The organism is Paramesorhizobium deserti, from assembly GCF_001558695.1.
GTDB classification, from domain to species: domain Bacteria; phylum Pseudomonadota; class Alphaproteobacteria; order Rhizobiales; family Rhizobiaceae; genus Paramesorhizobium; species Paramesorhizobium deserti.
Genome location: NZ_LNTU01000013.1, coordinates 1 through 12,559, shown reverse-complemented (window position 1 = coordinate 12,559; position 12,559 = coordinate 1). Strand labels below are relative to the sequence as shown.

Sequence of the window (12,559 nt, the reverse complement as noted above, 5' to 3'; positions counted from 1 at the left end):
CGCGGTTTATTGCCGACAATGTGGAGTCGGGTTCAAACGTACTGATGCTGCGTATCCTGCCAGGCGTGGATGTTCTCGAAACGCGTTATTCCGCGGGACGTCGTATCCTTGACGACGCTGGCCTGAACATTGTCGGCGCCGAGTTCACCGACGGCGACAACGCCAAGACCAAGTCGATTGTGGAAGACTATCTTCAGCGCGGCAGGATCGACGCCGTGTGGATGGACGCGGGTGCGACCGCGGTCGCCGCGGTCGAAGCCTTCGAGGATGGAGGACACGACATTCCGGTGTTCGTGGGCGAGGATCAGCAGGACTTTCTGCAGAAGTGGCGTGCGCTCGGCATGAAGGCGATCGCTCCAACTTACCCAACCTATCAATGGCGCACGCCAATCATCGCGGCCATGAGCATCCTCAAGGGCGAAGCTGTTCCGGGTCCGGAGTGGGTGCTGCCGCAGCCCGCCATTACCCAGGAGACGCTGGACGATTACATCAACGACAAGATGCCGCCGCTGCATTACGCGATGTGCGGCTGCGAAGACATGCCAAACTATCCGCAAGCCTGGGGTGGTAGCAAGTAAACCAAAACACCCTACCTGAAGGACATTGGGCGCCTTTGGGCGCCCATATCGCTGCTTGCCCTGGACGCGCGAGCTGCCCTTGAGCAGACGCTCAGTCATTCACGCGTGTGTAGACGGCGCGCGTCGCCAGTGCCTCCTGCTGTCCGGGGCGTGTGAAGTAGAGCTCAATGACGTGTCGATTATTGTTCTCGATTTTGATTACAGTGCGCATGCCAAGACGCTTGCCCACTGTCTCTTCACCCGCGACGCCCTGATCGGTGAAGACTCCGGACATACTGATCGGGATTTGACTTCCCGATCCGGGGGTGCCTTCATAGTACATCATTGTTGTGTTGACAGTATCGATCGTGATCCACTCGTATCGGTCGTCCATGATGCTGTAGCCGAGCCAGCCTTTGCGCCAGACCGGCGCTCCGTCCGTCGCCCGGAACAGGGCGACCAATGGACAGCGCTCGGCGCCGAGGTAGTCGTCGCCACTATCGAGGATGTTGATGCAATGGCCGATGCGCTCAAAGGCGCATCGGGAGCGTTCCTGCTCAATCCGCCACCGGTGAGCTGCGATCCATATGCACGGACGGAGGAACTCGGTGCATCGCTTGCCGAGGCAGCGCGCCGGGCGTACCTGCCCAAGGCCGTCGTTCTGTCGTCCATTGGCGCGCAGCACGCCTCGGATGTAGGTGTCATTGCCACTCTCAACCGTATCGAGATGCTTCTTGACGGTGTGGCACCGGCGACTGCCTTTTTGCGATCGGGCTATTTCGTCGAGACATGGAGCGAAGTGCTGGAAGTCGCCATATCGGACGGCGTGCTGCCGACCTTTATCAAACCGTCCCAGAAAATCCCGATGGTGAGCACGATCGACGTTGGGCGTGCGGCCGCCGCGCTGCTCTGCGAGGATTGGAGCGGGAACCGGGTCATGGAGCTGAGCGGGCCGGAGGATTGGAGCGCCAGCGATGTGGCGACGGCATTTTCCCTGGTACTCGGCCGCCCGGTAGTACCGATACCGGTCCCGCCGGAGGAGCGCTCGGCACTTCTTGCTCAGGACGGCGTGCCTACTGAGGTAGCGAATGCGCTTCTCGGCATGTATGAGGGAATCACCAACGCTCGGTTCATGCGTCAGGGCAGCAGCGAGCACCGGCGCGGCACGGTCTCTCTGGAAGCGGCGGTGGAGCGTATGGGGCGCCAAGTCTAACGGCACGCTCGCTTCGCCGCACCAAAGCATGGATCATCAATAAAGCGACTGGCAATCTTCCTGCGGTTCAAAATCTTATTGGGCACACCAGGATCGAAAACACCGCAAGATATCTTGGTGTGTGAACGTAGAAGATGCGCTGGAGCTGTCCGAAGCGACGGAAGTCTGACCGACAGCAGCCCCGCCATACTGGCTGGGCCAGTTGCCACGTTGGGGTGGGATGCCGGCAGTCTGGCTTATGCAGGGACTTTTCAGGGTTGTGTGCGTCAAGTTCTGCAAATTTGGGCGGCCATGAAGCTGGTCATGCGGCTTTTCGGAGTTCGAGCTTCTTGTGCTCGCGCAGGTCGTCCATGTTGATGTAGCGGTTTGCCTCCATCCAGTTCTCGTTGGTTTCGACGGCGAGCGCCCTGACGAGGCGCAGGCAGCTTTCGGCATTGGGGAAGATGCGCACGACATAGGTGCGGCGCCTGATCTCCTCGTTGAGGCGCTCCAGCATGTTGGTGCTCTTGAGATGCTTGTGGTGCTGGCGCGGCAGCCGGAAGAAGGTCAGCGTGCGCTCGATGTTCTCCTCGGCCCATGCCGTCAGCCGCGGGTAGCGGGCCGACCATTTGGCAAGCCATGCGGCGAGATCGGCCTTGGCCTCGGCGAGATCGCGGCGATCATAGAGCCAGCGCAGTTCCTGAAGACAGTCGTCGCCGTGCTTGCGCGGCAGATGATCGAGCGCGTTCCTGAGGAAGTGGACGTAGCAGCGCTGCCATGCGGCCTCGGGGATCACCTCGCCGATGGCGGCGACGAGGCCGGCATGGTCGTCGGACACGACCAGCTCGACCCCCCTGAGGCCGCGCGCCTTCAGCCCGACGAGGAAGTCCCGCCATGCCGAGCAGCTCTCGCGATTGGCCATCTCGACGGCCAGGATCTGGCGCCTTCCGTCCCAGTCGATGCCGACCGCGATCAGCACCGCCTGGCTCATCACCACGCCTCCCTCGCGCACCTTCTCGTAGCGGGCGTCGAGGATCAGATAGGGGAAGGGCTCCTGAAGCGGGCGCCCGGCGAAGGCGGCCAGGCTCTCGTCCAGACGCTTGTTGATGGCCGAGATGGCGGAGGCCGAGAAGGCGTGGCCGCACAGTTCCTCGGTGATCGCCTTGACCTTGCGCGTCGACACGCCCTGCACGTACATCTCGGCCAGCGTCGCCACCAAGGCCCGCTCGGAGCGCTGATAGCGCTCGAACAGCTCGGTGGAGAAGCGCCCGGCCCGATCCTGCGGAACCCTGAGCTCCAGCTTGCCGACCCGGGTCACGAGCGTGCGCCCGTAATGGCCCGAGCGATAGCCCAGCCGCTCCGGCGTGCGCTCCCCCTTCGAGGCTCCAAGCGCTTCGTCCATCTCGGCTTCCAGCACCTCCTGCATGACGGCGCGGATCACCTCGCGCAGCCCGTCGGGGCTCGAAAGCAGAATGTCTTTGACGGCGGCGCTGGCGGTCTTAACTTCAGTCTTGGTCATGGCGGCGTTCCTTCGCGGGAATCAGGTGACGTTGGACATCACCAGACTGCCATGACCGCCCCTCTCAGCGAATTTGCAGAACTCTCTGCACACTACCCTTTTCAGGGAGTTGACGCACGGCTACGGCGGGCGTCAAGCTGCGTATTCACGCTCCTTTTCTGTCAGGCAGCGAGTGGCCGAAGTGCCCGGACGAGGCTCGCCGCGTCGAGCCGAAACCCGTCATATACGACGCGGCCATCGGGCGCGATCACCACGAACCAGGGGGTTCCGCTGGAGCGATATGTCTCCATGATCGCGAGCACGGCATCCGCCAAGACCGGGTCAGCAACAGCATGCCCAAAGGGAACACGCAGTCCATATCGTCGTTGATTTTCCCGCAGACGGTCGAAGGTGTTGACATCCGAACCCTCGAACGCGGTCTGGATGGCTGCCATGCCAACGCCCTTACCGTGAAATTTCTCGGCAAGCGTCACCAAGGTAGGAAAGCCATGTGCATGACAGCCTGCACACCAGTCCTGAAAGAAGTACAGTATCTTAAAGCCTCGCCCCAACTCGGCCAACGTCAAGGGGCTGCGCTCATCGCCATTATCATCGATCCACCGGACATGCTCGAGCGGAGGAGCAGGCAGACCCACAATTCCCGACTCCATGAAATCCTCCATTAGCGGGCTCTCGGCACGCCGCCGTGAGCAGCCGGTTTGCTAGAGCGTCGTGTCCCCAATTGGACGCGGAAACGGCGCTCCAGCTTTTTGTTTTAACCGCATTTCCAACGCCAAGCGATTCCACCTGACTGAAGATACTCTAAGCGGCAGTACCGGTTCTGCGCGGCAACACCCAGTTCGGACGTGGAAAATGGCAGGTATACCCGTGCGGAATGCGTTCGAGATAATCCTGGTGCTCGGGCTCTGCCTCCCAGAAATCACCGACTTGCTCGACTTCGGTGATGACCTTGCCAGGCCATAGTCCCGACGCATCAACATCCGCGATCGTATCGAGTGCAATGGCCCTCTGCTCATCGCGGGTGAAATAGATCGCCGAGCGGTAGCTCGTGCCGACATCATTCCCCTGACGATTGAGCGTCGTCGGATCATGGATCTGGAAAAAGAATTCGAGCAATCGACGATAGGTGATCTGAGAGGGATCGAAGATAATCTCTATCGCCTCGGCATGGGTGCCGTGATTGCGATAAGTCGCATTCGGCACGTCACCACCTGTATACCCGACCCGGGTCGAGATCACACCCGGCAACTTGCGGATGAGGTCCTGCATGCCCCAAAAGCAGCCGCCGGCGAGAACAGCACGTTCGGTCGTCATTGGATGTCCTCCACCTGGTTGAGATATTCACCGTAACCTTGGCTTTCCATCTCGTCACGCGGCACGAAGCGCAGCGAAGCCGAATTGATGCAGTAGCGCAGGCCGCCACGATCGTTCGGCCCGTCTGGAAATACGTGGCCGAGATGGCTATCGCCATGCGTCGAACGCACTTCCGTCCGGATCATGCCGTGGCTGGTGTCGGTGAGCTCATTCACGTTTGCGGGTTCGATAGGCTTGGTGAAGCTCGGCCACCCGCAGCCCGACTCATATTTGTCCGACGATGCAAACAGCGGTTCACCTGAGACGATGTCGACATAAATACCTGGTTCCTTGTTATAGAGAAGGGCACCGGTTCCCGGACGTTCGGTCCCATTCTGCTGTGTCACCCGATATTCCTCAGGCGACAGCTTGGCGATCGCGGCTTCTGTTTTCTTATAGGCAGCCATCAATTTCTCCTTCGAGTTCCTGCCATGGAAAATGGATACTCGATCGGAAGATGTCCAATACGCCGCGACTATAGTTTCGATGCTACCACCGACATGCGATAGGAATGCTTGTGCGGTGACCGCCCGTAAGATCGACACGCGCGGAATTCACGACCACACATAACGCTCGATGAGCATGCGAAGCTGCCGCAGCGCCACTGCTGTTCCCGATCCTGAAACAGATTGGAATGCGACCGTCCGTGACAGGTCCAGGGTATCGACCGGGCGTAACGTCAGTCCCCCTACGATTGCCGAGCGTTCAGGTAGCATGCAAACGCCGACGCCTGCTGCCACGGCTTGTTGAATTAAATCCTCTCGTTCGGATCTGAGCCGCGGGATCATGATAATCGCGCGTTCGTGCAGATGGTTTTGCACGCGGGTGCGGAATTCGCACTGGAGCCGATCAAGGTATGGTTGCTCCGACAGCTCGGCAAGCGAGACCGAGGCCTCGTTTGCCAATCTGTGCCCTTGCGCCATTGCCAGTAGCAGTCGCTCACGAAACATCTCAACGGTGGCGATCTTGGTGTTTCCGGCTGTCGGATCCGTGCAGAAGCACCCGTCAATCTGGCCGCTGAGGAGGAGCTCCATTCCCTGGTCGCGTGTGATGGGCTGTAGAACCAGTTCGAGCATCGGCATCTGTCGAAGGCTGTGCTGCAAGAACCCGGTAATCAGCGCCGGCGCGATGGTGTTCACGAGGCCTAGCGTCAAGGTCTCGCGGCGGCCGCGAACCCTGTTAAGGGATATCGCCCGAATCCGCTGCTCGCGGTCCGCGATTGCGGCGAATTCGGCTCTTATCTCGCGGCCAAGCGCTGTCAGTCGACTATCTTTTCCATCGCGATAGACCAACGTTCCGCCCAGCTCTTGTTCGAGCCGCTGTATCGCGCGGGTAAGCGTGGGCTGAGACACCCCGCTCCGTATGGCCGCTTCAGTGAAGTTAAGCGTGTCCGCCAGGTTCAGGAAATATCGAATCTGATTGAGTTCCATTGTTCTTTCTTCGCCGCTGCCTCAGGCGCCGCCTTCAGACCGCGCAAGCACTGTCGATTTCAGCAATTACTGGCTCGTATGGAAACTATACATGCCAGCTATTGGTAATTTTCGTGCCACGCTGCGACAACAGAAATGTCCAACAAGCACTGCCAGTTCGCTATCCATACCCGCCAGCAAGCGGCATTTCCACCAACGAGACAAACGACCGAGGAGGCAATTCCGATGAAAGCAATTGTGGTAACGGATCAGGCGGCTGGAACGGCCGGGATGAAGCTGGTGGAGCGGCCGGAGTCGCGGGCGGCGATAAACGACGTCGTCGTCCAGGTTCATGCGTCGGGATTCGTCTCGACCGAACTGGAATGGCCCTCGACCTGGACCGATCGACGCGGCAGTGACCGAACACCGTCGATCCCCGGACACGAGCTGGCCGGAGTGGTCACCGCTCTCGGCTACGGAACCACAGGTCTTTCATTGGGACAGCGGGTATTCGGTCTCGCGGACTGGTATCGCGATGGCACATTGGCGGAATACATAGCCATGGAGGCACGCAACCTCGCGCCGCTGCCGGGCGACGTCGACTTCACGGTGGGCGCGAGCTTGCCAATCTCAGGTCTGACCGCGTGGCAGGGATTGTTCCAGCACGGCCGTCTTCAGGCGGGGCAGAGCGTCCTCGCGCACGGCGCGGCTGGCGCGGTCGGCTCGATGGTGACGCAACTCGCCCGGGAGGCGGGGGCCTACGTCGTCGGCACCGGACGAGCCGCCGACCGTCAAAAGGCGCTCGACTTCGGCGCAAATGAATTCATCGACCTTGAAAACGACGCCCTGGAAGACGTCGGTGCAGTCGATCTGGTGTTCGATGTCATCGGCGGCGACATCCAGAAGCGATCCGCGGCCCTGATTCGAGCCGGAGGAACGCTGGTGACTGTCGTCGGGCCGGTCGAGTCGCGGCCCGGCGACGGCCTGGCGGTCGACTTCGTTGTCGAGTCCGATCGTACCCAACTGAGTGAAATCGTCCAGCGGGTGCGGGACGGACGACTGCGGACGAACATCGGCGACGTTTCGACCCTCGACGGGGCCGTCGCAACCTTCAACACGACCGAGCGACGCACGGGGAAGACGGTCATCCGCGTTCACCCGTGAGGGCTGGGGAAGAATGAGAGCATTCGCAACACCTGCAAGGTATCTTCTTGCCAGATTGGTCCCCATGCGCATTCGACCGTGACACGCCCAAATCGCCCGCGTCCCGCCAGGACCGGCCATTATGGCCTTGGCGAGGGTGCGATCGTCGGGATTGGTTATTGATGCCAAGGATCATCCCTTATCGTGCGAAGTGGTCCACTTTTCACGTTAACTACGGTGGTCACGATCGCTGCGCGCTCGGCGAATGCCATATAGTTGCATTGATGACGGTTTATGTGACGCCACGCGCGCGATCGATGATGCGTTGCTGACGCTTTGATATGATTTGCTGGCTCGCCTGCATGCGAACGGTCCGCTGCAACGCCTTCAGCCGCTCGTGCATTGCCTCAAAAGCAGGCCGCTGCGCCAGCGGCACGCGATTGATGATATCCTTCTCACCGCGCAGGATGGCGTTGCGACCGAAGCGCGCGTCGAGCGCCCTGCTGATCGTGGCGAACTCTTGGCCGATGGCGGGATCGAGCGAACCGACGGCCACGTCGAGCTTGCCGCCTTTCTTCTTCATCTCAGATGCCAGCTGGCGCAGGGCGTCTTCAGCGGCCTGCGATAATCCGGGGATGGCGACCGCCATACGGCGGCGCTCTTCCGTGATGACCTGATGCTCCGCGTCGAAGACGCTGACATAAGCCGCGCCAAGCGAGCGCAAACGGACGGCGGCCTCGGGGACGGACTGCAAAGCCTCCTTCCGTTCCCGGCCGGGGGCGAGCATACGATCCATCAGACGTCCGGAGCCGCGCAGCGCACCATAGGGTTCCTTGGCCACGGCCGCCGCGATCCGCTCAACCGCAAAGCCCTTGACGATCAAGTCCTCTAGTCTATCGACGGCGCCGGCTGGATCGCGCCAGATGCGTGTAGCGATCTCGGCGAGAGCAGCACGATTGTGACGATAGTGCTGGGCGGCAAGTGCTCGTGGGCGCGCTTCATCATCCGCCGGCGTTTTGAACTCCGTTACGGCGGCAAGCATCGGCAATACGGCTTTTGCCTCCTTCTCGAACTCAACACTTGCACCGGCAACGATCTTCGAACGGTCCTTTCCCTCGGCTAGATGCTGTTGCTCGGTGAAACGACGAACGACCTCGAAAAGCCGCGTAAGCTTCCCGAACCGTTCATCCATGAGATCTTCCGGCATGCGTTCGGCCACGTTGCGCCTGGCGATCGCATCGGCCTTCGCGGTGAAGGCACTCCAGCCGAAGCGGGCCGTCAATGCATCACTCACCGCCTTCACCTCCTGAACGAACAAGCGATCTTCGGCGGCAAAGGCAAAGGCCGTCTTCCAGGCATCGTCACCACCTTGCTTGCGCACCGCCTCGATTTCGACGAGACGCGCCATCGCCTGCTTCGAGAGTGCCGGGATCGACAGGGCCATATGAGCGCGCCGCATCCGCTCATGCTCGCGGAACCGTTCGGCGTTCCGGCGGAACTCGGTCACCTGCGCCCGGACCAGCGGCCGCAAATCCTCCAATGCCGCCGCTGCTGAAGCACGTTTATCGCGCGCCGCTCGACTGTTGACCATATTGTCAGCGCCCCGCAGGCGTCCGAGCCGGTCCGGTGTGTTGTCGAGATCGCCGGTGAGCGCGCGAGGTTCGACGGCGGTATCCGAGGCGAGTGCGTTAAGGCTGACAAGCGCCGCATCGGGATCGTGATAAATCCTTTCAAGCAACGGCAGCGAACTCCCGTGTGCCGCGGGCGGGTCGCCGATGAGGAGGTCGATCGCATTGTTGAAGAGATCGCCGCGCGATTTCGCAAAGAGGAAAGGAAGGGGGTGGCTCACGCAACTGCTTCGCCGCGTCGACCAACGGATGGCGCGACTGGAACGCCGGCGGAGGCTTCTCATGAAAGCTGATCGCAAGCGTGAGACGCGGGAGAAATTCCTGCTCGGCGGCATCGTCGTGAGAGCAGGACTGTCGAAGGCCGACCGCGCTTTCCTGCTCGGCGGTTTGCTGGAATTGGCAAGAGTCGCTCCGGGCTCCACTGAGCATCGACGCCTGCGCGATATCGGCGAAAATGCGTTTAAGACCTCGCCACTGGATATGGCGTTATCGCCGATCGGGGAGACACGGGAATGGGGTTGAAGAGCAAGCCACATCCCAGCGTGCTGCTTGTTCTGGTGCCGATCGCCGTCACTGCCTTTACTGTCTACGTCGTCGGCTGGCGATGGCCCGGACTGGCCGCCAGCCTGTCCGGGAAAGCGGCATACTGGTTCCTGCGGGCTTCACCCTCGCCGCCACTCTTATTCGGACCGCTGGCGGGGTTGCTGAGTGTATGGGCGCTGCCGTTGCACCGGCGAAGGCCGGTGGCCGTGGCAAACCTTTCGTGTTTTTTGGCCGTCGCCGGTTTCTACGCGCTGCGCGAATTCGGCAGACTTGCTCCGTTGGTGAACAATGGCACGGTCTCATGGGATCGGGCGCTTTCCTATCTCGACTTGGTCGCCGTCATCAGCGCGGTCACCGGCTTCATGGCCGTAGCGGTGGCCGCGCGCATTTCGACCGTGGTTCCCGAACCGGTGAAACGCGCCAGACGAGGAACCTTCGGTGATGCGGATTGGCTGTCGATGTCGGCGGCCGGAAAGCTGTTTCCGCCGGACGGAGAAATCGTCGTCGGTGAGCGCTACCGCGTCGACAAGGAAATCGTCCATGGGCTGCCGTTCGATCCAGACGATCGGACCACATGGGGGCAAGGCGGCAAGGCCCCGCTGCTCACCTACAAACAGGATTTCGATTCCACTCATATGCTGTTCTTCGCCGGGTCAGGTGGCTACAAAACCACAAGCAACGTCGTACCGACGGCGCTGCGCTATACCGGCCCGCTGATCCCGCTGCTCACCTACAAACAGGATTTCGATTCCACTCATATGCTGTTCTTCGCCGGGTCAGGTGGCTACAAAACCACAAGCAACGTCGTACCGACGGCGCTGCGCTATACCGGCCCGCTGATCTGTCTCGATCCCTCCACCGAGGTCGCGCCCATGGTGGTCGAGCATCGCACCCGCGTCCTTGGGCGCGAGGTCATGGTGCTCGACCCGGCGAATCCGATCATGGGCTTCAACGTGCTGGACGGCATCGAGACGTCGAAAAGACAGGAAGAGGACATTGTCGGCATCGCGCATATGCTTCTGTCGGAGAGCGTCCGCTTCGAAAGCTCGACGGGATCCTACTTCCAGAACCAGGCGCACAATCTCCTGACAGGCCTGCTTGCGCACGTCATGTTCTCACCGGAATATGAGGGACGGCGCAATTTGCGCAGTCTCCGGCAGATCGTCTCGGAGCCTGAGCCGTCCGTGCTCGCCATGTTGCGCGACATTCAGGAAAATTCGCGATCTGAATTCATCCGCGAAACGCTGGGTGTCTTCACGAACATGACCGAACAGACATTCTCCGGGGTCTATTCGACCGCCTCGAAGGACACGCAGTGGCTTTCCCTCAACAGTTATGCCGCGCTCGTCTGCGGCAACGCGTTCAGGTCGAGCGACATCGTTTCGGCAAGGAAAGATGTCTTTTTGAACATCCCGGCGTCGATCCTGCGCTCCTATCCGGGCATTGGCCGCGTGATCATCGGCTCGCTGATCAACGCCATGGTGCGGGTCGATGGCACATACAGGCGCCGGGCGCTCTTCATGCTCGATGAAGTGGATCTGCTTGGCTACATGCGAGTGCTTGAGGAGGCACGCGATCGCGGCCGCAAATATGGTATCAGCATGATGCTGATGTACCAGTCGGTTGGGCAGCTGGAACGGCATTTCGGGAGGGATGGCGCGACGTCCTGGATCGAAGGCTGCGCCTTTGCATCGTACGCCGCGATCAAGGCGCTCGACACGGCCCGCAACGTCTCGGCGCAATGCGGCGAGATGACAGTGGAGGTGAAAGGCAGCTCCCGCAACATTGGCTGGGACATGAAGAGCGGCGCCTCGCGCAAATCGGAGAGTCTCAACTTCCAGCGTCGACCGCTGATCATGCCGCACGAAATCACCCAGACGATGCGCAAGGACGAGCAGATCATCATCGTGCAGGGCCACAGCCCGATCCGCTGCGGGCGGGCGATCTACTTCCGGCGAAGGGAGATGGATCAGGCGGCGAAGGCCAACCGCTTCGTCAAGGCGACCCCATGAGGCTATTCCCTGCCTCATCGGGAAATGCTCTCTATCGATCACGTCGATGATACCGCCCGAACGGATCCTCCGCACCAGGTGGCGTGAACCAATCGAGGAAGAGCGTATAACCGATCGCAAAGGCAACGAGCCCGATCGCCATCAGGCCAAAGGCCCAGAAGGGCATGCCATTGGCCGCATGGGGATGGGCGTGGACGACGATCGACATTGGCAGCATGACGATCGCGGCCAGGGTCATGAACCCGGTGAAGGGACGGAACATGCAAAGAATATAGAACGCCAGATACCACGCGCCGTAGAGCGCGACCTGGACGAGACCGAGGAGGATCAGGATGGGAAGGCGGACGGTGAACCTGAGCGCGCTCGAAGCGGAACTGTGCTTCGCCGTGCCGGTTTCGCGTTCAGCACATCGCGGCTCAATCGGCATGACGGGCTCCTCGGGGCCGAGACTATCGGTTTCGTGAGAGTCTAGTTTGCAAGAGGGATCAAAGCAAGAACGGGTTGGCGGAGCATGATCTGGCGTCCGGGCGACGGCCGGTCCGTCGCCCAGTCATCCGATTGGGTTTCGCATTTGGCCGAAGGCTTCGTCAGCAAGAAATGAAAGGAGGCGCGAACGCCTCCCTTGTAATTCAGACGCGTGCCACGATGAAGACGATGCCAATGTCCCGTCGGATCGTGTCCAGGATTTCCCCCAGCCCTTCCAGTTCCTTCGTCAGCAAGAAATGAAAGGAGGCGCGAACGCCTCCCTTGTAATTCAGACGCGTGCCACGATGAAGACGATGCCAATGTCCCGTCGGATCGTGTCCAGGATTTCCCCCAGCCCTTCCAGTTCCTTCGCCGGAACGATCGTGTAGTCGAGACCAGCACGGCAAATCGTACCGTCGCAGACAACGTCCTCGTAGGTTTGATCCAGCACCGAGAATGGTCCGTTGTCGATCCACCGACGTTCGAAAGAGGTCCAGGTGTGATACAAATCGTACCACTCGTCCCCATCCACGGTTCCTTTTTCCGCGGCAAGACGTTGCTCTGCCGCAGCCTCTTCATGGAGATCAGTGCATACCCTGTCGAGCTTTCCGGCGAGCGTTTCGTGAAGGCTGCGTGCGAAGTCGGTCTTGCATGCATCACGGTTGACGAGAACCGTTGCGCGAATGGCGACGGCGGTCGGGATGAGGTCGAGTGCATTGAACTTGATCATAATTGTCT

General features: G+C 60.7%; 12 protein-coding genes and 3 pseudogenes. 6 read left to right on the top strand and 9 right to left on the bottom strand.

Features of this window, described 5'->3' with window-relative positions; all coding sequences use genetic code 11:
- The coding region (locus ATN84_RS12670) for a substrate-binding domain-containing protein (RefSeq protein WP_153020219.1) at positions 1 to 578 on the top strand (578 nt) is incomplete at its 5' end.
- 91 nt (positions 579 to 669) lie between these two features.
- On the opposite strand, the gene ATN84_RS26870 is transcribed toward ATN84_RS12670, so the two are convergent.
- A complete protein-coding gene (locus tag ATN84_RS26870) occupies positions 670 to 951 on the bottom strand; it encodes a DUF1579 family protein (protein ID WP_153020218.1) in 282 nt (93 codons plus the stop codon).
- 27 nt (positions 952 to 978) lie between these two features.
- On the opposite strand from ATN84_RS26870, the pseudogene ATN84_RS26865 reads away from it, so the two are divergent.
- Positions 979 to 1,770: pseudogene (locus ATN84_RS26865) on the top strand (NmrA family NAD(P)-binding protein); the annotation flags it as partial.
- Between the two features lie 301 nt (positions 1,771 to 2,071).
- Here the strand turns inward: ATN84_RS26865 and ATN84_RS12655 are convergent.
- The 5 genes from ATN84_RS12655 to ATN84_RS12635 form a co-directional block, all read right to left on the bottom strand.
- Positions 2,072 to 3,268 carry an IS256 family transposase gene (locus tag ATN84_RS12655; RefSeq protein ID WP_068882037.1) on the bottom strand — a complete coding sequence of 399 codons (1,197 nt, stop codon included), beginning with the start codon at positions 3,266 to 3,268 and terminating at the stop codon, positions 2,072 to 2,074.
- 161 nt (positions 3,269 to 3,429) lie between these two features.
- Positions 3,430 to 3,918 carry a peroxiredoxin family protein gene (locus tag ATN84_RS12650; protein ID WP_068882040.1) on the bottom strand — a complete coding sequence of 163 codons (489 nt, stop codon included), beginning with the start codon at positions 3,916 to 3,918 and terminating at the stop codon, positions 3,430 to 3,432.
- A 151-nt stretch (positions 3,919 to 4,069) separates the two neighbouring features.
- Positions 4,070 to 4,582 (bottom strand): peptide-methionine (S)-S-oxide reductase MsrA, encoded by a 513-nt coding sequence (gene msrA / locus ATN84_RS12645; protein ID WP_068882036.1) that lies wholly within the window; start codon positions 4,580 to 4,582, stop codon positions 4,070 to 4,072.
- Positions 4,579 to 5,028, bottom strand: a complete 450-nt coding sequence (msrB, locus tag ATN84_RS12640; protein ID WP_068882035.1) for a peptide-methionine (R)-S-oxide reductase MsrB — start codon at positions 5,026 to 5,028, stop codon at positions 4,579 to 4,581. Before msrB ends, msrA begins: the two co-directional genes overlap by 4 nt.
- Positions 5,029 to 5,175: 147 nt before the next feature.
- The gene (locus tag ATN84_RS12635) at positions 5,176 to 6,051 is read right to left on the bottom strand and encodes a LysR family transcriptional regulator (RefSeq protein ID WP_068882034.1); all 876 of its coding nucleotides are present in this window, start codon (positions 6,049 to 6,051) and stop codon (positions 5,176 to 5,178) included.
- A gap of 225 nt (positions 6,052 to 6,276) precedes the next feature.
- Between ATN84_RS12635 and ATN84_RS12630 the strand changes: the two genes are divergently transcribed.
- Positions 6,277 to 7,194, top strand: coding sequence for an NADP-dependent oxidoreductase (locus ATN84_RS12630; RefSeq protein WP_068882033.1), 918 nt, complete (start codon positions 6,277 to 6,279; stop codon positions 7,192 to 7,194).
- A gap of 271 nt (positions 7,195 to 7,465) precedes the next feature.
- On the opposite strand, the pseudogene ATN84_RS12625 reads toward ATN84_RS12630, so the two are convergent.
- Positions 7,466 to 8,914, bottom strand: a pseudogene (locus ATN84_RS12625) (Ti-type conjugative transfer relaxase TraA); the annotation flags it as partial.
- A 36-nt stretch (positions 8,915 to 8,950) separates the two neighbouring features.
- Here ATN84_RS12625 and ATN84_RS27805 point away from each other — a divergent pair.
- The 3 genes and pseudogenes from ATN84_RS27805 to traG all read left to right on the top strand — a co-directional run.
- A pseudogene (locus ATN84_RS27805) lies at positions 8,951 to 9,094 on the top strand (TraC family protein); the annotation flags it as partial.
- On the top strand, positions 9,084 to 9,323 hold the full coding sequence (locus ATN84_RS12620; protein ID WP_068882032.1) for a conjugal transfer protein TraD: 240 nt from the start codon (positions 9,084 to 9,086) through the stop codon (positions 9,321 to 9,323). The pseudogene ATN84_RS27805 and the gene ATN84_RS12620, both read left to right, overlap by 11 nt.
- On the top strand, positions 9,314 to 11,356 hold the full coding sequence (gene traG, locus ATN84_RS12615) for a Ti-type conjugative transfer system protein TraG (RefSeq protein WP_068882031.1): 2,043 nt from the start codon (positions 9,314 to 9,316) through the stop codon (positions 11,354 to 11,356). The genes ATN84_RS12620 and traG overlap by 10 nt, the downstream gene beginning before the upstream one ends.
- 31 nt (positions 11,357 to 11,387) lie before the next feature.
- Here traG and ATN84_RS27800 read toward each other — a convergent pair whose 3' ends face one another.
- Together ATN84_RS27800 and ATN84_RS12605 are read right to left on the bottom strand one after the other, a co-directional pair.
- Positions 11,388 to 11,783, bottom strand: coding sequence for a hypothetical protein (locus ATN84_RS27800; RefSeq protein WP_244491077.1), 396 nt, complete (start codon positions 11,781 to 11,783; stop codon positions 11,388 to 11,390).
- A 327-nt stretch (positions 11,784 to 12,110) separates the two neighbouring features.
- The coding region (locus ATN84_RS12605) for a hypothetical protein (RefSeq protein ID WP_210172564.1) at positions 12,111 to 12,559 on the bottom strand (449 nt) is incomplete at its 5' end.